This is a genomic window from Arthrobacter methylotrophus (genome assembly GCF_039539965.1).
In the GTDB taxonomy this organism is placed as follows: domain Bacteria; phylum Actinomycetota; class Actinomycetes; order Actinomycetales; family Micrococcaceae; genus Arthrobacter; species Arthrobacter methylotrophus.
Genome location: NZ_BAABED010000001.1, coordinates 2591625 through 2610029 on the forward strand (window position 1 = coordinate 2591625; position 18405 = coordinate 2610029).

General features: G+C 63.8%; 23 protein-coding genes and 1 pseudogene. 16 read left to right on the forward strand and 8 right to left on the reverse strand.

The window, feature by feature from the left end; genetic code table 11:
* Nucleotides 1-28: 28 nt before the first annotated feature.
* The 3 genes from ABD884_RS13765 (at nt 29) to ABD884_RS13775 (ending at nt 1745) form a co-directional block, all read left to right on the forward strand.
* Nucleotides 29-787: an SDR family oxidoreductase gene (locus ABD884_RS13765; protein WP_345046611.1), complete on the forward strand. Its 759-nt coding sequence runs from the start codon at nt 29-31 to the stop codon at nt 785-787.
* A complete protein-coding gene (locus ABD884_RS13770; RefSeq protein WP_345046614.1) occupies nt 784-1257 on the forward strand; it encodes a MaoC family dehydratase in 474 nt (157 codons plus the stop codon). Before ABD884_RS13765 ends, ABD884_RS13770 begins: the two co-directional genes overlap by 4 nt.
* Before the next feature lie 86 nt (nt 1258-1343).
* Nucleotides 1344-1745, forward strand: coding sequence for a thiolase family protein (locus ABD884_RS13775; protein WP_345046616.1), 402 nt, complete (start codon nt 1344-1346; stop codon nt 1743-1745).
* A 90-nt stretch (nt 1746-1835) separates the two neighbouring features.
* Here the strand turns inward: ABD884_RS13775 and ABD884_RS13780 are convergent, their stop codons facing one another.
* Nucleotides 1836-2903 carry a YeiH family protein gene (locus ABD884_RS13780; RefSeq protein ID WP_345046619.1) on the reverse strand — a complete coding sequence of 356 codons (1068 nt, stop codon included), beginning with the start codon at nt 2901-2903 and terminating at the stop codon, nt 1836-1838.
* Nucleotides 2904-3201: 298 nt separating this feature from the next.
* Between ABD884_RS13780 and ABD884_RS13785 the strand changes: the two genes are divergently transcribed.
* From ABD884_RS13785 to ABD884_RS13800, 4 genes are all read left to right on the forward strand, one after another.
* Nucleotides 3202-4107 (forward strand): LysR family transcriptional regulator, encoded by a 906-nt coding sequence (locus ABD884_RS13785; RefSeq protein ID WP_345046620.1) that lies wholly within the window; start codon nt 3202-3204, stop codon nt 4105-4107.
* A 258-nt stretch (nt 4108-4365) separates the two neighbouring features.
* The gene (locus ABD884_RS13790; protein WP_345046622.1) at nt 4366-4752 is read left to right on the forward strand and encodes a DsrE family protein; all 387 of its coding nucleotides are present in this window, start codon (nt 4366-4368) and stop codon (nt 4750-4752) included.
* Nucleotides 4753-4971: 219 nt separating this feature from the next.
* Complete coding sequence (locus ABD884_RS13795; protein WP_345046625.1) at nt 4972-6090, forward strand: alanine racemase; 1119 nt, start codon at nt 4972-4974, stop codon at nt 6088-6090.
* Nucleotides 6091-6280: 190 nt separating this feature from the next.
* Entirely contained in the window at nt 6281-6442 is a 162-nt protein-coding gene (locus ABD884_RS13800; RefSeq protein WP_345046628.1) for a hypothetical protein, read from the forward strand.
* A gap of 321 nt (nt 6443-6763) precedes the next feature.
* On the opposite strand, the gene ABD884_RS13805 is transcribed toward ABD884_RS13800, so the two are convergent.
* Nucleotides 6764-7132 (reverse strand): type II toxin-antitoxin system death-on-curing family toxin, encoded by a 369-nt coding sequence (locus ABD884_RS13805; RefSeq protein WP_345046632.1) that lies wholly within the window; start codon nt 7130-7132, stop codon nt 6764-6766.
* Nucleotides 7129-7329, reverse strand: a complete 201-nt coding sequence (locus tag ABD884_RS13810) for a ribbon-helix-helix protein, CopG family (protein ID WP_345046635.1) — start codon at nt 7327-7329, stop codon at nt 7129-7131. The genes ABD884_RS13805 and ABD884_RS13810 overlap by 4 nt, the downstream gene beginning before the upstream one ends.
* A gap of 179 nt (nt 7330-7508) precedes the next feature.
* Here ABD884_RS13810 and ABD884_RS13815 point away from each other — a divergent pair.
* Nucleotides 7509-8081: pseudogene (locus ABD884_RS13815) on the forward strand (NAD-dependent epimerase/dehydratase family protein); the annotation flags it as partial.
* 156 nt (nt 8082-8237) lie between these two features.
* Here the strand turns inward: ABD884_RS13815 and ABD884_RS13820 are convergent.
* From ABD884_RS13820 to ABD884_RS13835, 4 genes are all read right to left on the reverse strand, one after another.
* Entirely contained in the window at nt 8238-8576 is a 339-nt protein-coding gene (locus ABD884_RS13820) for a hypothetical protein (protein ID WP_345046637.1), read from the reverse strand.
* Between the two features lie 91 nt (nt 8577-8667).
* Nucleotides 8668-11097 (reverse strand): phosphoenolpyruvate synthase, encoded by a 2430-nt coding sequence (ppsA, locus tag ABD884_RS13825; RefSeq protein WP_345046641.1) that lies wholly within the window; start codon nt 11095-11097, stop codon nt 8668-8670.
* A gap of 143 nt (nt 11098-11240) precedes the next feature.
* Nucleotides 11241-12059, reverse strand: a complete 819-nt coding sequence (locus ABD884_RS13830; RefSeq protein ID WP_028266852.1) for a pyruvate, water dikinase regulatory protein — start codon at nt 12057-12059, stop codon at nt 11241-11243.
* A gap of 189 nt (nt 12060-12248) precedes the next feature.
* On the reverse strand, nt 12249-12638 hold the full coding sequence (locus tag ABD884_RS13835) for a matrixin family metalloprotease (protein ID WP_345046648.1): 390 nt from the start codon (nt 12636-12638) through the stop codon (nt 12249-12251).
* A 251-nt stretch (nt 12639-12889) separates the two neighbouring features.
* Here ABD884_RS13835 and ABD884_RS13840 point away from each other — a divergent pair, with 251 nt between their 5' ends.
* From ABD884_RS13840 to ABD884_RS13875, 8 genes are all read left to right on the forward strand, one after another.
* Nucleotides 12890-13948: an LLM class flavin-dependent oxidoreductase gene (locus tag ABD884_RS13840; RefSeq protein WP_345046653.1), complete on the forward strand. Its 1059-nt coding sequence runs from the start codon at nt 12890-12892 to the stop codon at nt 13946-13948.
* A gap of 321 nt (nt 13949-14269) precedes the next feature.
* Nucleotides 14270-14623 carry a TraR/DksA family transcriptional regulator gene (locus ABD884_RS13845; RefSeq protein WP_345046656.1) on the forward strand — a complete coding sequence of 118 codons (354 nt, stop codon included), beginning with the start codon at nt 14270-14272 and terminating at the stop codon, nt 14621-14623.
* A gap of 52 nt (nt 14624-14675) precedes the next feature.
* Nucleotides 14676-14894, forward strand: coding sequence for a hypothetical protein (locus ABD884_RS13850; protein ID WP_345046659.1), 219 nt, complete (start codon nt 14676-14678; stop codon nt 14892-14894).
* A gap of 184 nt (nt 14895-15078) precedes the next feature.
* A complete protein-coding gene (locus ABD884_RS13855; RefSeq protein ID WP_345046661.1) occupies nt 15079-15264 on the forward strand; it encodes a hypothetical protein in 186 nt (61 codons plus the stop codon).
* Nucleotides 15265-15327: 63 nt separating this feature from the next.
* Complete coding sequence (locus tag ABD884_RS13860) at nt 15328-15483, forward strand: hypothetical protein (protein WP_345046663.1); 156 nt, start codon at nt 15328-15330, stop codon at nt 15481-15483.
* 86 nt (nt 15484-15569) lie between these two features.
* The gene (locus ABD884_RS13865) at nt 15570-16319 is read left to right on the forward strand and encodes a dienelactone hydrolase family protein (RefSeq protein WP_345046666.1); all 750 of its coding nucleotides are present in this window, start codon (nt 15570-15572) and stop codon (nt 16317-16319) included.
* A 175-nt stretch (nt 16320-16494) separates the two neighbouring features.
* Entirely contained in the window at nt 16495-16692 is a 198-nt protein-coding gene (locus ABD884_RS13870; protein WP_345046669.1) for a hypothetical protein, read from the forward strand.
* Nucleotides 16692-16847 (forward strand): hypothetical protein, encoded by a 156-nt coding sequence (locus tag ABD884_RS13875; protein WP_345046671.1) that lies wholly within the window; start codon nt 16692-16694, stop codon nt 16845-16847. The genes ABD884_RS13870 and ABD884_RS13875 overlap by 1 nt, the downstream gene beginning before the upstream one ends.
* Before the next feature lie 259 nt (nt 16848-17106).
* Here ABD884_RS13875 and ABD884_RS13880 read toward each other — a convergent pair whose 3' ends face one another.
* Nucleotides 17107-18207, reverse strand: a complete 1101-nt coding sequence (locus tag ABD884_RS13880) for an ATP-binding protein (RefSeq protein ID WP_345046675.1) — start codon at nt 18205-18207, stop codon at nt 17107-17109.
* Nucleotides 18208-18405 lie beyond the last annotated feature (198 nt).

An 18405-nucleotide genomic window follows, 5' to 3' on the forward strand; every position in this document is an offset into this window, starting at 1 on the left:
ACCCAAGAGTAAGGAAACAGGATTCATCATGACTGAACAACAACGCACGGCACTGGTCACCGGAGCAGGCCGCGGCATCGGCGCCGAAATTGCCCGGCGCTTGGCGTCCGACGGATTCAACATCGCAGCGCTCGACCTCGACAAGGCAGGGCTTGAAGCCCTCACCGCCGAGCTGACCGCAGCCGGTCACCGGGCCGTCGGCATCGTCGCGGACATCTCGGACGAGACGGCGGTCGAGGCCGCCGTCGCCCGCACGGCAGACGAGCTTGGCCCTCCTGTCGTGGTGGTCAACAACGCAGGCATCATCCGTGACAACTTGCTCTTCAAGATGACTGTCTCCGACTGGGACCTGGTCATGAACGTGCACCTGCGCGGATCCTTCCTCGTCGCCCGCGCCGCCCAGAAGCACATGGTCGAGGCCAAGTGGGGCCGCATCGTCAACCTCTCCAGTACCTCGGCCCTGGGCAACCGTGGCCAGGCCAACTACTCGGCGGCCAAGGCCGGGCTGCAGGGCTTCACCAAGACCCTTGCCCTGGAACTGGGCCCGTTCGGCGTGACGGCCAACGCGATCGCCCCCGGCTTCATCGAAACCGAGATGACCGCCTCCACGGCCGAGCGGATGGGCATCACCTTCGAGGACTTCACTGCCAAGGCAGCCGCGGCGATTCCGGTCCGGCGCACGGGAAAGCCCGCGGACATCGCCAACGCCGTGTCCTTCTTCGCCTCCGAGAACGCAGGGTTCGTTTCCGGCCAGGTGCTGTACGTGGCAGGCGGCCCGAAGGCATGAGGATCTTCAACGGCATCGACGACTTCGCACAGCGTGTGGGGGAAGAAATCGGCGTCACAGAATGGCGCACCATCACCCAAGAAGACATCAATGCCTTCGCCAAGGTGACCAACGACTACCAGTGGATCCACGTCGACACCGAGCGTGCCGCCTCGGGCCCGTTTGGCACCACGCTGGTCCACGGCTACCTGACGCTCTCGCTGGTCTCCGGGTTCATGTTCGACACCTACCGCATCGACGGGCTGTCCATGGGCGTGAATTACGGATCGAACAAGGTCCGTTACCCGGCCCCGGTCCTGGTCGGCTCGCGCGTGCGTGGCCGGATCAAACTTGTGGCGCTTGACCGCGGGGACACGTGGGCACAGTCGACGGTCCAGGTCACCATCGAACAGGAGCTCAACGGGGAGGCGAAAAAGCCAGGCTGTGTCGCCGAGGTCGTCTCCCGGCTCTACGAAGCCCCTGCCGCCTGAACCCGCGGCGCGGTGCGCACACCCGGTTGGCCCGCATACGTCAAGGACCCCTCATATCAGGAGCACCATGACCAGAGCAGCTATCGTTGCCACCGCCCGTACCCCCATTGGGAAGGCGCACCGCGGGGCCTTCAACAACACTTCGGCTCCCGAGCTGGCCGGGCACGCGATTTCTGCAGCCGGTCACCGCCATCCCGAAGCTCCTGAAGCTCCATGGACTGGGCGTTGAGGACATCGGACTGTGGGAGCTAAACGAGGCCTTCGCTTCGCAGGCCGTCTACTGCCGGGGCGTCCTGGGGATCGACCCGGAGAAGCTGAATGTCAACGGCGGAGCGATCGCACTGGGTCACCCGTACGGGGTGACGGGTTCGCGGGCCGTGGCCAGCGCCCTGCTTGAGGCACAGCGCCGCGACCAACAATTCGTCGTGGTGTCAATGTGTGTCGGCGGTGGCATGGGGGCTGCGGGCCTCTTCGAAGTCGCACGCTAGACAGGACCCGTTAAATGCGGCGCGCCCGCGCCGGAACATGACTACCGGCGGTTCCCCTCCGCATCACGTCGAGGGGAACCCCCTGCCTCCCTAGATGAATTGCACGCCGACAAAAGCCAACGCCGCGATGAGACCCCAGGAGAGCATCGCTGCGATGATGGCCCTGCCACTGGTCTGGAGCAGAGACCGGACCTGCACTGACGCCCCAAGCCCGTACAGGGCTGCGGCAAGCAGCAGGTCCTGGACCGTGCCGGCAACCTCCAGGACAACGGGCGGCAGGATCCCCAGCGTCCGCATAACGATCATCGCCATGAACCCGGCCACGAAGAGCGGGATCAGCGGCGGGAGCTTGATGCCGGTGTCCTCAGCGCCGTTTGCCGTCCGCCGGTGGCGGCAGCGTTCCACCAGCGCGGCTCCGGTGACCATCGGCGCAAGCATCAGCACGCGGGTGAGCTTGATGATCAGCGCTCCGGCAAGGGCAGCCGCACCCGCCGTCTGCGCCGTTGCCACGACCTGCCCTACATCGTGGACACTGGCTCCCACCCAGTATCCGAACTGAACACTGTCCAGGCCAAGGGGCCCCTTGAGCGCGGGAAGGGCCCCGATCGCCAGCGTTCCGCACAGGGTCACAAGGGCGATCGGAACAACGGTGTCGCGGTGGTCCGTTTTGGTGACCCCGCTCATGGCCCCAATGGCGGAGGCGCCGCAGATGGAAAATCCTGTGGCGAGAAGCAAGGGCTGATCGCCCGGAAGTTTGAGTGCCTTGCCGAGGACCAGCGTTCCCATAAAGGTCAGCAGGACAATGCCAACCACGATCGCCAGCGTCTTCCAGCCCAGCGCGGCCACATCGATGAGGCTGAGTTTGAGTCCCAGCAGAACGATTCCCAGCCGCATGAACCGCTTGGCGGAAAGTACCAGCCCGGGCTGCAGGACTCCTTCTACGGAGGTACTAATCCCGGGCAGATTTGCTGAAAGAATTCCCAGCATTACCGCCGCTGTGAGGAAAGGTATCACCGGGACAGTCGTATGGATCAGCCAGGCGACGGCGACGGCGGCCGCTGCCGCCGCCAGCCCGGGCAACTGCTTGTTCCGCAAACTTCGGGGAAGCAACGCAATTTGCCGTACGTCTTTCTCGGGGGTGGCAACGTCTTGTCTCATGGCTGCCTGCAATCCTCTCGGAGTCGGCAAGCGCCAGGCACCGGCTGGATCTCCTTTTTTCTTGCCGAGGGCTCGAGCCCCAGCAAGGTTATGCCGGGGAGTCGGCCGACGATTACACCCCGAAGTCCTCCACGGTTTTCACTGTGGCTCGATCCTCGAGCGGTGTTCTTGAAAGGGCTAAGTCGGGGTCTGCTCATGTCCCAATTCTCGATCGAGGTTTAGTCTGGGGATAGCCGTTTTCTTGACATAGGGGTATATCAAAATCGCATCACATGTCGCATTGTTATATGCTTAGCGCATGGCACAGTGGCCGGACCTGACCGTACTGGAACTAGTGGTCGGGGTGGACGATTACGGAAGCCTCAGCGCTGCCAGCCGACGGGCGGGCCTAGCTCAACCCAATGCGAGCCGGTCGATAAGATTGATGGAGCGCCAGCTGGGCATGACCCTGCTGCAGCGCAGTCCAACAGGTTCCACCCTCACCCCTCAGGGCACGGTCGTGGCCCATTGGGCGCGAAGAATACTCGCCGAAACACGGGAGATGCTGGAAGCTACCGATTCCCTGCGCGCTGAGAGGCGCACGGCACTCACGGTAGCTGCCAGCATGACCGTCGCCGAGCACCTCGTGCCCGGTTGGCTTGGCAAATTTGGAAGACTGCACCCCGAAGTGCGAATACACCTGCTTGTGCATAATTCCGCGCAGGTTTTCGAGGATGTGACCAGCGGAACCTGCGATATAGGCTTCGTGGAATCTCCAACCATCCCTCGGACCTTAAACAGCCTCACCGTTGCCCGCGACGAACTCGTCGTTGTAGTTCATCCTAAACACCCGTGGACCCGGCGACGAGACCCGATCTCCATCGCCGAGCTAGCATCAACGTCCCTGCTGGTCCGCGAACCGGGGTCAGGCACCCGGATTACGCTCGACCTGGCATTGCTCGAGTACCCGCGCGCAGCTCCCTTGCTTGAACTTGGCAGCGCGGCCGCTATCCGTACAAGCGTTTTGGCCGGCATGGGTCCTTCGGTGATGAGCACCCTTGCAGTGGCAGACCAAGTAAGGACCGGCGAACTAAAGATCGTGCCAGTGCAGGATCTTGTCCTGCGTCGGGCGCTGCGTGCGGTGTGGGACGGTCCCCGTCAACTATCAGGTCCAGAAGCAGAGCTCGTGCGGCTTGTTCGTAGCCCGAGAACATCTCAAGACTAGACTTCACGACCAACGCCCGGCAGAGGAAGCGAAGGATCTCCATCTCCATACAGAGTCGCCATCATCGCGGGAGACTGCCAGTGACGCCGGGCGCCGAGACTAGGCGTTCTTCGCCGGCCACATGCTTGCGGATAAGCTCTTCCTCCGACAGGAGCGCGATCCGCAGGTGGGATCGTCTCTCCCATGGTGTGCACTGGGAGAATCACCCCAAGTCTTGACCGGAGCGAAATTTGGTCTCACGATGCTGAAGGAGCCCTCATGCCGGACACCGATTTTTCGGCCGATACCCTGGAGGCCGATACCTCGCGGGGTGTTCTGGTCCATAGCGCAGGAGCGGCCGAGAGTGCCAGGCTCGCGGCAACCCTGCGCAGTGCGGAAAACGCAGTGGCGGCCCTCCCTCGGGGCGTCCCGGTCGGGGTCGTTGTCCAGGGCCCGGGAGTGGGTCTGCTGGTCTCAGGGTCAACGCTGGGGAAGACCATCAGCGAAGCAATCGGTCAAGGCATCCGGATCCTTGCGTGCCGGAATAGCCTGCGTTCAGCGGAGCTTACACCGGGGCAGCTCCACGCCGGTGTCGGATCCGTGCCTGCGGCAATTGCCCATCTGGCGATGCGGCAGTGGGAAGGGTGGGCGTACATCCGCCTGTGATACCGGCTTTCACGCCCCCACAATTGCGCAGGACTACCGGGGCGAGAACAGCCGGGCACGCGAGTCGGCCGCGATGATGCGCCACGACGTCGAACGCGTTGCTCTGACCGGGAACCTTTACGTGCTGCGCCGCCACCACGGCAAATGGGCGCCTGTCTGAGGGCAGCGATAGGATTTCCGGGGACAGCTTCCCGAACGGTCCTGAAAGAATCACACCGCATGCCGCACCTTGACGCCGCCGTCCCGCTCCACACCTTGCCGCAGATGCTCCTGGACGTTGCCGCCGTCGAGCGCAATATCGGCATCAAAGAGGCCTGGACGCGGGAGCGCGGCATGGTGCTGGCCCCGCACATCAAGACCACCATGACCCGCGAGATTGTCTGCCGGCAGTTGCCCGGCTCCTGGGGCGTGACCGTGGCGACCACCGCGCAGGCCGCCCACGCCATCGAGTGGGGTGCCACCCGGATCCTCATCGCGAACGAGGTGCTGTTCCGCGGCCACCTTGAGCAGTTGCGTGCATGGCTGGCGGCCGCACCGGAACTGGATATCTACTGCCTGGCCGATTCGGCGGCGGGTGTCCGGGCCATGGCCGAAGTGTTCGAGGACTCGCCCCGGCCGCTGAACGTCCTGATCGACGTCGGAACCCCCGGCGGCCGCACCGGGATCCGCAGCGGCCCCGAGGCCGGGCCGCTGGCCGCGGAGATTCGTGCCGCCAGCGGGCTGCTGCTGGCCGGCGTCAGCGCCTACGAGGGAGTGGCACCGAACACCCGGACGGCTGAAAACCTGGCCGGGATCGATTCGCACTGCCGCCTGGCCCGCGACATTTTCGATGAACTGCACCCCGCCTTCGAGGTGGAACTGCCGGTCTTCAGCAACGGCGGCTCTGCGTTCCAGGACCGCGCAGCCGCGTTCCTGCCGCACAACGCCTCCGTCAACGTGCTCCGTTCAGGCTGCTACGTGGTGCACGACCACGGCACCTACCGGAGCGTCTCACCGGTCCCCGGCCTCACCGCCGCGGCCGTGGTGCGGGCGCTGGTCATCTCCGCCCCGGAAGCCGGGCGCGTGGTCCTGAACGCGGGCAAGCGCGAATTGGCGTACGACGCCGGCCTGCCGGTGATCGTCTCCCGGTACCGTAACGGGGCCCTCCTGCCTGTCGGCGCAGACGCCAGGCTGACCCGCCTCTTCGACCACCACGCCATCGTGGACGACGCCGAGGGCCTGCAGGTCGGCGACATCGTTGACCTGGGCATTTCCCACCCGTGCTCGGTGTTCGACCGCTGGCGCGAGGTAGTGGCAGTCAGCGACGACGCCGTCGAAACCTGGCGACCGATGTTCTAAACGGTGCCTCAGGCGGCAGAAATCCGGAAGTATGCAACTAGGCGAGGGACGACTGAGCACGTGAGGGCTCCACGCCGCCCGGGTTCCCTGACCGAGGTCTCTTCGTCATCCCGCACTACGGTCACTGACCGCTGCACCACGTTGTCGAAGTCGAGGCTGCCCTGGCCGTCCGCAATCCTTGGTGGGGAGCTTGAGCGAGTTCACCATGTTGGTCCCGTACAGCTGGGACGCCCGGGCGGCAGCCGGCCGGGCGGTCGGGGTATCCGAGAATCACCACACCGTCGTTGGTAACCACGCGTTGGCCGGCGACGGAACCTTCCACGTTGCCGCTCTGGGCCAGCCAAGGGTGTAACCCGGGGCTCTAGATGGCCCAAACCCCGCGAACGCAAAGGAAAGAGGCACCCGGCCACACCAGCTGATTTATGCACAGTTAGAGGGCCAAAGGCCCCTGACCTGCGAAGACACTGTGCCCGAGGTGGGACTCGAACCGCATTCCGGTGCTCCGCAAACACAGGGAGTTCCCTGAAATATCCGCAATACGTGTCAGTCCGACGGCGGTACGGCCGAGTCCAGGGGCTCGTGGGTGCACACCGCATTTATTGGCCTTCGAACTCCTCCACTGACCGCTCATCGGGAATTCCGGCACATTAGCCTGGGACCCCCTCCACCGGAGCTATCGTCGAATCAGATGTTTCTCGATCAGGATGGCGCTGCGCCGCAAATCGATGTCGCCGGCGGCCACTCCCACCACCAGGTCGAAGCCCTCTTCCGTGTTGAAGTCGTGCCGGAACCCGTTGATCCACAGCAGCAACACCATGAGCGTCCAGGCAGTGCGCTTGTTGCCGTCGATGAGCGGATGAAACCTCGCCACGGACTCGAGCAGGGCTGCCGCTTTCAGGGCCAGTTGAGGATAGGCTTCCGTGCCCATGACCGTCGTTGCCGGGCGCGCCAAGGCGGAAGCGAGCAGCCCAATGTCACGGATGTGGAACCCGTACCGGTCGATCACCTGCAGTGCGTCCTCAATTTCGAGGTACTGACTCATGCATCCTCAAGGCGTTTAAGCAGCGCCGCGTCATGGCTCACCACAAAATCCAGACCCTCATTGATCTCCCGGCGGCGGCCGTGCCGCTGCAGGACCAGCTCGGCCCCCTGGAGCAGCAGCGCCGACTTGGACGTGTGCTCCTCGGCCGCAAGTTCATCGAGACGGCGGTCGAGGTCTTCCGGAACACGCAGATTCATGGCCATAACTCATGGTACCAAAACAGTACCAGTCCTCAGTTGACATAACACCAACTCCCCTATGAGCGGTCGAGGATGCGGTTGCGGGCCCTGCCACTCGATTGACGTCTGCTCACCAGTCAGGAGTTGCTGCCTAACACGCTTTGGCAGCCCACCATTCCCAAATATCAATCCTCTAAATTGTCACCGAGGACACCCCCACCTTTCCCGAGTCGCCGTACGGCGAAACCAAGCTGATCGGAGGGCGGCTCATCCGAGACCAGGGCCGGCCAGCGGGCTCCAAAGCACGGCGCTGCGCAACTTCAAGGTCGTTGGGTCTGGCGACACCGGGATCTACGACTCCGGCCCCCGCAATCTCTTTCTCCTCGTGCTCGCGGCACTGAAGGCAGGCAAACGGCCAAAAGTATTCGGCACCGATTACGACACGCCCGACGGCACCTGCATCCGCGACTACATCCACGTCAGCGACCTCGCCCAGGCCCAGGTTGCAGCCGCTCAGGCTCTCGAGACCGGCGGCCATCTGGAAGCCAGATACAACCTCGGCTCCGGAACCGGAGTCTCCGTGCGGGAAATCATGGGCACCATGACTGCCAGTCACCGGCAAGGAGTTCCAACCGGAAATCTGCCCGCGCCGCCTCGGCGACCCTGCCCGGATCGTAGCCATGGGCGACCTCGGCGCCAGAGACCTCGGCTGGAAAATGCGCCACAGCCTCGAAGACATGGTGGCCGGCGCCTTCGCCGCAACTCCCTAGACCGGGCGACCCCGCAATCAGCATCCGGCCGTCATGACACTTCAGGGCACGTCAGAGGCATGCACGTCAACACGTTAAAGCAAAAACCCCTCCTCCGAAAGGGTTTGCTGTGCCCGAGGTGAGACTCGAACCGCATCCATCAAACGCGTCCGGTAGTTACCGACGGCATCCGGCGGCATCCCCGTACGCCTGCCAATATTGGTGGTCGATGACGGCCTGGGATCTTCGACCATAGCCTGCAGGAAACCACGGTCCCGGCCGGAAGTCGTCGACAGCGCGCTTCGATGACCACCCGCTCGTTCGGACGCCGGCGTCGCCACCGAGAACCCGACCACCGACACCCCCCGTCACCCGGCGGCCCGTCGGCCCATCCCCCAGTTCATTCGTCAGCCTGCGCATCGCCTCCCCGAGACGGCCCAGGAATTCGCCGGTCTCAGTCTCGGACACCACCGCCCAGCCACCGGCCACGGCAAGGTCCTCAGCGGCGCGGTGCACTAGGTGTGAGCATCAACTCGGCGCAATGGGCGATGCGCCCAGCGGCAGCAGGGCCTGAAATTCGTAGTCCGTGCTGCCGCTGGGCGTCCCACTAGACTTCCCCGGCGCGGTGCTGTGAGTTCGCCGTGGCGCCCACCCCGGCCTCGGCGGCCGTGCGAGCGAGCCGGAGCCAGGTATCCACCACGGTGTCAGGGTTTAGGGAGACGGAATCGATCCCTTCCTCGACCAGCCACTCGGCGAAGTCCGTGTGGTCACTGGGGCCCTGGCCGCAGATGCCCACATATTTGCCGCGCGCTTTGCAGGCTTTGATGGCCATGCTCAGGAGCTTTTTGATGGCAGGGTCGCGCTCATCGAATCCGCCCGCGACTATCGCGGAATCCCGGTCCAGGCCCAGGCCCAGCTGGGTCATGTCATTGGATCCGATGGAGAACCCGTCAAAGTAGTCCAGGAACTCGTCAGCGAGCAGCGCGTTGGACGGAATCTCACACATCATGATCACCTCCAGGCCGTTCTCACCACGGGTGAGGCCATTCTCGGCTAGGAGTTCAATGACACCGCGGGCCTCGTCCAGGGTCCGAACGAACGGGATCATCAGCTTGACGTTGGTCAACCCCATTTCGTTGCGGACGAAGGACAGGGCCTCGCACTCGAGGTCGAAGCAGTCGCGGAAGGACGGCTCCAGGTAGCGCGAGGCGCCGCGAAAGCCGATCATCGGGTTCTCTTCGTGCGGCTCGTAAGCAGGTCCACCAATCAGGTTGGCGTACTCGTTGGACTTGAAGTCGGACATGCGCACAATCACCGGCCGCGGCGCGAACGCCGCGGCGATCGTGGACACCCCTTCTGCGAGCCGCTTGATGTAGTAGTCGCGCGGGCTGCTGTACGCGGCAATCCGTTCCCGGATGTCCGCGGCCACGTCCGCCGGCTGGCTGTCCAGGTTCAGCAGTGCCTTGGGATGGATGCCGATCTGGCGGTTAATGATGAATTCCAGCCTGGCCAAGCCGACGCCGTGGTTGGGCAGCTGCGCGAAGGTGAACGCCTGCTCCGGCGTCCCGACATTCATCATGACCTTGACCGGGGCCTCGGGCAGCTGGGTGATCTCGGTTTCCTCGACACTGAAGTCCAGCAGACCCTCGTAGATGACACCGGTCTCGCCGTCGGCACAGGAGACGGTCACCTCGAGGCCGTCGGAGAGCACGTCGGTCGCCGCGCCGGTGCCGACGACGGCGGGAATCCCCAGTTCCCGGGCAATGATGGCCGCGTGGCAGGTGCGTCCGCCGCGATTGGTCACAATGGCCGAGGCCCGCTTCATGATCGGTTCCCAGTCCGGGTCCGTCATGTCGGCGACGAGGACGTCGCCGGTCTTGAACGCGGCCATCTGGTCGATCGAGGTAAGAATGCGGACGCTGCCGGCGCCGATGCGCTGGCCGATGGCGCGGCCCTCGACCAGCACCCGGCCGGTCCCGTTGAGCCGGAAACGGCTCAGGTTGCCGGAGGCCCGACGGGACTGCACGGTCTCCGGGCGTGCCTGCAGAATGTACAAGCCGCCGTCGATTCCGTCCTTGCCCCATTCGATGTCCATCGGCCGGCCGTAGTGTTTCTCGATCGCGACGGCGTGCCTGGCGAGCTGTTCGACGTCGTCGTCGCTGAGGCTGAAGCGGTTCCGCAAGGCGGCCTCAACCGGTACGAAGTCGATGGTGCGGCCGATTTCGCGGCTGGTCGTGTAGGTCATCTGGAGGGCCTTCTCGCCCAGTCCGCGCTTGAGGATTGCAGGCCTGCCAGCCTGCAGTGCGGGCTTGTATACATAGAACTCGTCGGGGTTGACCGCGCCTTGGACAACAGCCTCGCCGAGGCCGTAAGAGGACGTGACGAACACTGCGTCCTGGAACCCGGACTCCGTGTCCATGGTGAACATGACGCCCGAGGCCCCGACATCGGAGCGAACCATGCGCTGGATGCCGGCGGAGAGCGCCACCTCGGCGTGTTCGAATTTGTGGTGCACGCGGTAGGCGATCGCTCTGTCGTTGTAGAGGGAAGCGAACACGTCCTTGATGGCGAGCAGGATGTTCTCGATGCCGCGGACATTCAGGAAGGTTTCCTGCTGCCCGGCGAAGGAGGCATCGGGAAGGTCTTCCGCGGTCGCGCTGGAACGCACGGCCCAGGACAGGTCCTCAGAACCGCCGTGCTTGTCCACCAACTGCTGGTAGGAGTTCCGGATCTGCGCTTCAAAGTCCGGCAGGAACGGCGTCTCGCGCATCAAAGACCGGATCTCTTGCCCGGCCAAGGCGAGCGCGGTCACGTCGTCTGTATCCAGGCCGACCAGCCGGTCGGCAATCTTCTGGTCCAGGCCCGAATCGGCCAGGAAGTTGCGGTAGGCATCCGCGGTCGTGGCGAAACCGTCCGGGACATGGACCCCGGCAGAGGTCAGATTCTGCACCATCTCCCCGAGGGACGCGTTCTTTCCGCCCACCCGGTCCAGGTCCTTGAGTCCGAGCTCTGAGAACCACAGGATGTCTGTCGTCATAATTACTGCTCCTTTGCAGGTGATGGCGTGCAAGTGCGCCGCCTCGCTCGCCGCGGTGGCCGGTTGATGGGCACAAGCCCTGTCCACATTGACAGGTCTCCAGCGCACTTTCCACATGACGTGCGCCACACAGGCTTGTGAAACTAATGTTTGAGGTTCATCCGCTGCAGGATGGTGGCCGCCATTTCCTCAACGGACACTGTGGCTGAATTCAGGTACGGAATCCTATGGGACACGTATAACTGCTCGGCGCTGCGCAACTCGAAGCCACACTGCCGCAGCGAGGCGTATGGCGAACCGCGGCGTCGTTCGGTGCGGATCTGGCTCAGGCGCAGGGGGTTGGAGGAGAGGCCGAAACACTTCTCAGTGAAAGGCCTCAGCGGTTTGGGGAGCCCTTCCCGCTCAAAGTCCTCGTCCACGAGCGGGAAGTTTGCTGCGAAGATGCCGTGCTGCAGTGCCAAGTACATCGTGGTAGGCGTTTTGCCACAACGGGACGGCGCCACCAAGATGACCTGGGCCTTCTCGAGCGCCCGCAGGCTCTGGCCGTCGTCGTGTTCCATGGCATACTCCACGGCGGCCATCCGGGACTGATACCGCTCCGCGTTACCCAGGCCATGGGCCCTGCCGGGTTCGCCGCTGGCCGGGGAACCGAGGGCCTGCTCCAGCTGTCCGAGATGCGTTCCGATGAGATCCACAATGATCCCCCCGCACGTCGCCAGAACCTCGCGGATATCACTGCTGACGGCGGTGGAAAAGACGATCGGTCGCTGGCCGGTGATTGCCAGCTGGTCGATGGTTCGGACCACGGTCTTGGCCTGTTCGACAGTCGTGATGAATGGCACCGTGATGCGGTCAAAATTATTGGCAGGGAACTGCGTCAACAAAGTGTTGCCGAGCGTTTCCGCGGTGATGCCGGTGCTGTCCGAAAGGAAGTACACAGGCCGAAGATCGTCATTGGTCATGATGCATTCTCCAACAGGACGACCCCGGTCCGGTATCGGGCCCGGCGACTTGTGGGAAGACGCAGCACGGGCCCTTTGGGCTGTTGTCAACAACCTGGCCGAGCGGTCCCCACAAGGCCCCGCAGTGTCGCTTCGCGGACGGTGTTCTCAGGTTCTCGTCTATGCGTGCGGCAATCCCTGCCCGCTGCCCTACGGGTCGGGCCGGCACTTTCCTTGACCGAGGAGGGAGAGCCCGGTGAGGTCACCAGCACCGAACGACACCACGCCCGGAGTCTCGGAGGGATTCATGACGTGGCTCGGGTCATTGACGTGGTCCAGGCCCACCACGTGACCGACCTCGTGCTCGATCACCGCCCGGACCTGTTCCGTTCCGAGTTCCGCAGACATTCGTTGAAGGACAGGACCGTTCAGTTCCACCTGCCCGCTCACGTAGGTGAAACCGGTATTCCCGAAGCTGACAGCTTCACTGCAGCCCAGGCCCCTGACGGTTTCCCCTCGGGCAGGGTTCGTGAATTTCGCTTGTTCGGCGTGGGTTTCCCAGGCTGCGAATTCAGGTTGGCGAGTTCCGTTCCCGGACACCCGTCACCCATCAGCAAGTTCCACGAGTTGTTGCATCCCGCATTCACGAATCATGACCGGCCGGTTTCGTCCGGAGACGCTTCTCGGGCTCTCCTGTGGAGGGAGCTCCATCTCCGGCGGGCGTTCGATGCCGGCGATGTGGCACCGCTCACCTCAGTCGACACGAAGGGTAACCTCACGCCATTGTCAGAAGAACCCGCAGGTCCCGGCGCATATTCTGAGATCAGCCGTATCCGATCCTGAAGGAAGCCATGCCCGACACCTCACGTCCCTTACGCAAACTTGGATTCCTCACTATCGGCCTGTTCGATCCGGCGGATCCCGCCTCGGGCCACGAATCCACTTTGCAGATCATCGAACTTGGCGAACGGCTTGGGTTCGACAGCGCGTGGCTGCGGCACCGTCATCTGCAGTTCGGAATCTCCTCGCCCATCGCGATGATGGCCGCCGCCAGCCAACGCACCTCACGGATCGAGCTCGGAACCGCTGTAACTCCGCTGGGCTGGGAAAACCCCTTGCGCCTTGCCGAAGACCTGGCCACGGTGGATCTGCTCGCCGGGGGACGCATCAATCCGGGGCTGAGCGTGGGTGAACCGATGCATTACGACACAGTGAAGCATGAGCTGTACCCGGATTCCTCCGAGTTAGAGGATTTCAGCTACGGGCGCCTGAACCGATTTGCCCGTCTGATCGCGGGGGAAAAGGTGCGGGACTTTTCCGGCAGGCAGGGTGTAGTCGAGGAATTCTCCAACCGCGTCGAGCCGCACTCTGCCGGGCTCCGGGATCGCCTTTGGTATGGGGCGGCCAGCAGGAAGTCGGCCGTCTGGGCCGGGGCAAACGGCTTCAATCTGCTCTCCAGCAGCGTCATCTTTCCGGAAGCGGATCAGGAACCGGACTTTGCCCGAATCCAGCAGTCGCAGATTCGTGCCTTCCGTGAAGCCGCTGAAACGTCAGCCCAGGCGCACGGACAGGCCCGCGTGTCGCAGGGCCTGGTGGTGATCCCAACTGATTCGGCTTCGCCGGGTCAGCGGGAGAAATACCAGCGGTATGTTGATGAACGCACTCCCCGCACACGGGCGCCGCAGGGGGCAAGGGGCATGCTGTTCGCCGCGGACCTGATCGGTACCAGCGACGAGATCGCCGAACAGCTATACGCACACGCAGGATTTCAGGAAGTCGACGAGGTGGCGTTTGCGCTGCCCTTCAGCTTCGACCACGAGGATTACATCCAGATCCTCACCGACATCGCCAGCAAGCTCGGTCCAGCCCTGGGATGGACTCCAGCTGAAGTCCGGCGCGACCCGCAGTAGGCGTCACGGCCTACAATCGACCACACGTTGGGCATTCCTGGGCGGCTGTGCGCTGCAGAGTCGCGGTGCTCCCAGTTGTCAGAGCGGTCCCACGAGCTCGCGGCCTGGCTCCCACTCATATTGTGCTCTCAAGAAAATCGCCATCTCCCACTGCCCGGGGAAGAAGACGACGCGCAGGGACGCACCGCAGGGTGGAGATGAAACCACCCTTGCCCGACACCGGATCCCAAACACCGACACCCCGCGCCGGATTTTAAGCACTACGGACCCGAACTACGACAACCAGCCTAGGAGCTCAACTGTGCGGTAGCCTTTCGTCCCATGGTCGATGCGAAGCGGTTCCGAGTACTCCTTGAGGAGGAACGTGACCGCAAGGTTGCGCTCTTGAGAGCCCTCCTTGGGGACATCACTTCGGTAAACGTCGCCAGGCAGGACGCGAACGTCGACGACGAACACGATCCGGAAGGGAGCACGATCGCCTTCGAACTTTCCCAGGCTTCCGCACTCATGGAGCAGAGCCGGGTGGGCCTGGAACAGATCGAGGCCGCTTTGCTGCGGATTGCCAACGGGAGTTACGGACTGTGCGCCGTGTGCGGCAAGCCCATCGCGGAGGGTCGCCTGGAGGCAAGGCCTTGGACTCCGTATTGCATAGAGCACGCATCCGGTCGGAGCTAAGCCAAGGCGAATACCCCTCCCGCCGCTGGTTGCCAACGATCTACGATCCGGCGTGAGGGCCCATCTGAAGCATCCCTCCGTCGACGACGCCCGTAAGCCGGGAAGGCAATCACCGCTGCGACCTCGCCGGCACCCCCGGCCGACCCAACGGCACCCCGGACGCTCGATGGATGTGGGGTCCTTGTCGCTGTTGCCCGTCATCGGCATCGCAATTTTACCCGGAGCAACGCTGTGGGTAGCGCGCGTGCACAACGGACTGTGGAAGCACTAGCGCTGCCAGTGGACTGTCGCTTCTGCCTCCTCGGATGGCCTGTTTCCCTGTCCACAGCCGGGGACCAATTTCCGCGGCTCAAAGGACAGTTAGCAAGACTGCGGGTCCGTGACAACGGTTGTTGCCGCCTCTCTTCGGTCTTCGCACTCTCCAGACCTCCATTGCCTCGACCCAGCTTCCTACGATGGCAGCATCGGTTCGGGGAGACGAGCCACGGGTACCGGGGGTGGCTGGTGCAGAAGGTGCGGGAATGGTTCGCGAGGCGATCGTGGTGGACAAGGCGGCCCGCATGGCCATCGTGTTGACTACGCGGCTTCGGCTGTCTCCCCAGCGCGGCTTCGTGGACGCCCCTGCCCCATCGGCCACCTGATAACCTCTGGAAATAGCCTTGTATCCATTGAAGTGACCCTGACCGCGAGCACCAATCAACGCCTTGGGAGGGCCCTCAGGAACAGGCCAGCCGCTTGATGGCGGAGGCAAAGGCGCGCAGGCGATGGTTGCGGTCGAGGACCCCGAGGGTCGATGCCGGACACCCATAGTGATCAAGCCCATCGGCACGCAGCAATCGTTCGAGTATGTGAAGCTCTGACTCGAAACGGTCTCGAAGCAGACTCCCCCGACTTCGCTGCGGGACCGTGACCCGGCTTTACTCCTGAGCTCCGATAGTGTGGGCCCATGCCAATCGAAATCCCTGCCGCTGAAGGCACTGCTGAGGCCCTCGTGGCCCGCCCTTCCACTGCAATCGGCCCTCTTCCCGGCGTCATCCTCTACATGGACGCCTTCGGCCTGCGTCCCCGAATCCAGGAGATTGTCCAGCGCATCGCCGACTGGGGCTACGTGGTGCTGGCGCCGAACGTTTTCTACCGTGAAGGATCAATGGCCGAGCTCGCCCCGGCCGTGGACATGTCCGCCCAGGAAGGCAGGGAAGCGGCAGGCAAGGCTGCCTTCCCCCGGGTTGGCCGCCTGACACCGGAAAAGGCGCTGCAGGACATCAACGCGTGGGTGTCCGCACTTGCAGGGCTCAACGGCGTAGCTCCCGGCCCCATCGGGACCACCGGTTACTGCATGGGCGCCCGGCTGGCCGTCCGCACCGCCACGTCCCACGCGGACGTGGTGGCAGCGTGCGGCGGCTTCCACGGCGGCGGCCTCGCCACCGACGGGCCAGACAGCCCGCATCTGAAGCTTGGCAATGCACGGGCCCGGTTCGTATTCGGCCACGCGGACAATGACCGCAGCATGGCACCGGACGCCGTCGCTCGGCTCGGCGAAGCCTTACAGGCCGCAGGGCTTGAGGCGTCCAACGAAATCTATGCAGGGGCGCCGCACGGCTACACCATGGCGGACACCTCCGCCTTCAACCCGGCGGCCACCGAGCGGCACTTCCAGGAGCTGCAGGCTCTACTCGACACAACGCTGAAAGGCTGACCCCGGTCACCGCCCGAAGCCGGATTGCCACTTCGCATCGCCTGCCGGTCAGGCGACAGACACGGCTGCCAGCCGCCCAATGAACAAGCGTGAAAAACGACCAAGCAGCAGGCGTCCCAGCGCAGGACAGTGCGATGAAAATTTACGCACTACACAGTCGACGCTGACAGCAACCATGGACAGCTGCATACAGAACGATCCCTGGGTTCGGACGGGAATGGCACTGGGCATCGTGGGCTGCACGGTGGGACAGCCTGTGGACGTTCGGCGGCACAGGTTTTCCACCGGTTGGGCACAAGTCACGGCGCCTTCCCGGACCAACCATCATCAAGCAGAACAGCCAACCAAGAGCCGAACAGCACTAAGAACCTGATGAGCACCCAACGATGCACTAAGGAAACTTCCACCGAATCTTCCCGAATTCATGTTGCTCAGGCCATAAGCATCCATGAACAGGTACCGAACGCCAACTGGTCGATCAGCGAAGCACGCAAGGAGGCAACCGGCCACACCACCGGCCACCTATGAAGAAGGGCCCCTTCACAACGAAACCTGCGCACACTCAGGGCCCAAATAGGCCCCTGAGCTGCTAAAACACTGTGCCCCAGGTGAGACTCGAACCGCATTCCAGGCCTTGTGAACACTGGGAAGTCCAGAAAACCTGCCGAGTACGGGCCAGTCCGGCCGATGTGTGGCCCAGACCGACGGCAAAAGTGTTGACACTGTCAACACACCGGGAATGCCAACTTATGGACTAGGAGATCCGAACTTCTGCCGGCCGCGCGGCTTATTTCCTGGCCGGACCGGCGGTCATGTATTCGCGCAGCCCTGGGATTGCGAACTCCACGAGCCCGTAACCTGCAGGTTCGATCAGACCCGCATCCATCAAACGCGTCCGGTAGTTACCGACGGCATTCGGCCGCATCCCGGTACGCCTGCCGATGTCCGCGGTCGACGACGGCCCGGGATCTTCGGCCATGGCCTGCAGGAAATCACGGTCACGCCCGGACGTCGTGGACAGCGCCGCTTCAATGACCACCCGCTCGTTCCGACGCCGGCCCGCCGTCACCGCGCGGCCGACGGCGGCGGCATCCAGACCGCCCGCGACCTTTTCTGCTTCTTGCCAAAGGTAGTATCCGATCAACTGGATCAGAAACGGATAACCGCCCGTGCCCTCCGCCGCGACCCTGGCCAGCTCACCGTCCAGGGCCACGCCCCCCGCGGCGAAAGTTTCCGCGAACGAACGCTCCACCTCTGCGATCGAGGCCGCATGCAGATCGATTCGGTCAGCGCGCCGCAGGAACGTGGCCACTCCCTCGTTCAGCAAATCGGAAACAGCCGCAGGTAAACCCGCGAAAATCAGCCCGATCGGCAGGCCCTCGCGAATGAAATGCTGGACATCCGCGGCAAGCTGGGACAACTCCACCCGGTCCGCCGCATGAATCTCATCAACCGTGATGACCAACCCCGTCCCCCGCTCCGCCAGCAAACGCAAAAGCACCGCTCCGCGCGCCCGCCAATCGACCTGCTCCTCCGGGGCAAGCTGGGTCGTGACCGAGAAGCCGGCCACCGACACCCCCGTCACCCGGCGGCCCGTCGGCCCATCCCCCAGTTCATTCGTCAGCCTGCACATCGCCTCCCCGATACGGCCTAGGAACCCGCCGGTCGCGGTCTCGGACACCACCGCCCAGCCACCCGCCACGGCCAGGTCCTCGGCGGCACCGAGCATGACGGTCTTGCCGATCCCCCTCGCCCCGGTAAAGATCGTCAGAAGCCCCGGCGCCCCCGACCCGATCCGCAGACCATAAGCGAACTCGTCCAGCACTCCGCCGCGCCCGATAAGATCCGGCGGCGTCGCCCCGGCCGTCGGCCGAAAAGGGTTCTCCACACCTACTCCTGTGAATGTCGATGAATCTTATGAATCCTGTGAATCTCACCCTACCAACCCGCCCGCAGATTACAGGACGCAAAGCCCAATCCCGCTTGCCAGGTGGGGTCCGATCGGAGGGTTGCATGCGGCAGCAGTTGCGGATGGTCTTGCAAGGGCCGACAAAGACTAGGCTACTTTCTCGTCGGTAGGCCTCCC

Coding starts and splice junctions, on each gene's coding strand:
- ABD884_RS13765 (WP_345046611.1), top strand. CDS start 29: ATGACTGAACAACAACGCACGGCACTGGTCACCGGAGCAGGCCGCGGC.
- ABD884_RS13770 (WP_345046614.1), top strand. CDS start 784: ATGAGGATCTTCAACGGCATCGACGACTTCGCACAGCGTGTGGGGGAA.
- ABD884_RS13780 (WP_345046619.1), bottom strand. CDS start 2,903: ATGAGACAAGACGTTGCCACCCCCGAGAAAGACGTACGGCAAATTGCG.
- ABD884_RS13785 (WP_345046620.1), top strand. CDS start 3,202: ATGGCACAGTGGCCGGACCTGACCGTACTGGAACTAGTGGTCGGGGTG.
- ABD884_RS13790 (WP_345046622.1), top strand. CDS start 4,366: ATGCCGGACACCGATTTTTCGGCCGATACCCTGGAGGCCGATACCTCG.
- ABD884_RS13795 (WP_345046625.1), top strand. CDS start 4,972: ATGCCGCACCTTGACGCCGCCGTCCCGCTCCACACCTTGCCGCAGATG.
- ABD884_RS13805 (WP_345046632.1), bottom strand. CDS start 7,132: ATGAGTCAGTACCTCGAAATTGAGGACGCACTGCAGGTGATCGACCGG.
- ABD884_RS13810 (WP_345046635.1), bottom strand. CDS start 7,329: ATGAATCTGCGTGTTCCGGAAGACCTCGACCGCCGTCTCGATGAACTT.
- ppsA (WP_345046641.1), bottom strand. CDS start 11,097: ATGACGACAGACATCCTGTGGTTCTCAGAGCTCGGACTCAAGGACCTG.
- ABD884_RS13830 (WP_028266852.1), bottom strand. CDS start 12,059: ATGACCAATGACGATCTTCGGCCTGTGTACTTCCTTTCGGACAGCACC.
- ABD884_RS13840 (WP_345046653.1), top strand. CDS start 12,890: ATGCCCGACACCTCACGTCCCTTACGCAAACTTGGATTCCTCACTATC.
- ABD884_RS13845 (WP_345046656.1), top strand. CDS start 14,270: ATGGTCGATGCGAAGCGGTTCCGAGTACTCCTTGAGGAGGAACGTGAC.
- ABD884_RS13855 (WP_345046661.1), top strand. CDS start 15,079: ATGGCAGCATCGGTTCGGGGAGACGAGCCACGGGTACCGGGGGTGGCT.
- ABD884_RS13865 (WP_345046666.1), top strand. CDS start 15,570: ATGCCAATCGAAATCCCTGCCGCTGAAGGCACTGCTGAGGCCCTCGTG.
- ABD884_RS13870 (WP_345046669.1), top strand. CDS start 16,495: ATGGACAGCTGCATACAGAACGATCCCTGGGTTCGGACGGGAATGGCA.
- ABD884_RS13875 (WP_345046671.1), top strand. CDS start 16,692: ATGAGCACCCAACGATGCACTAAGGAAACTTCCACCGAATCTTCCCGA.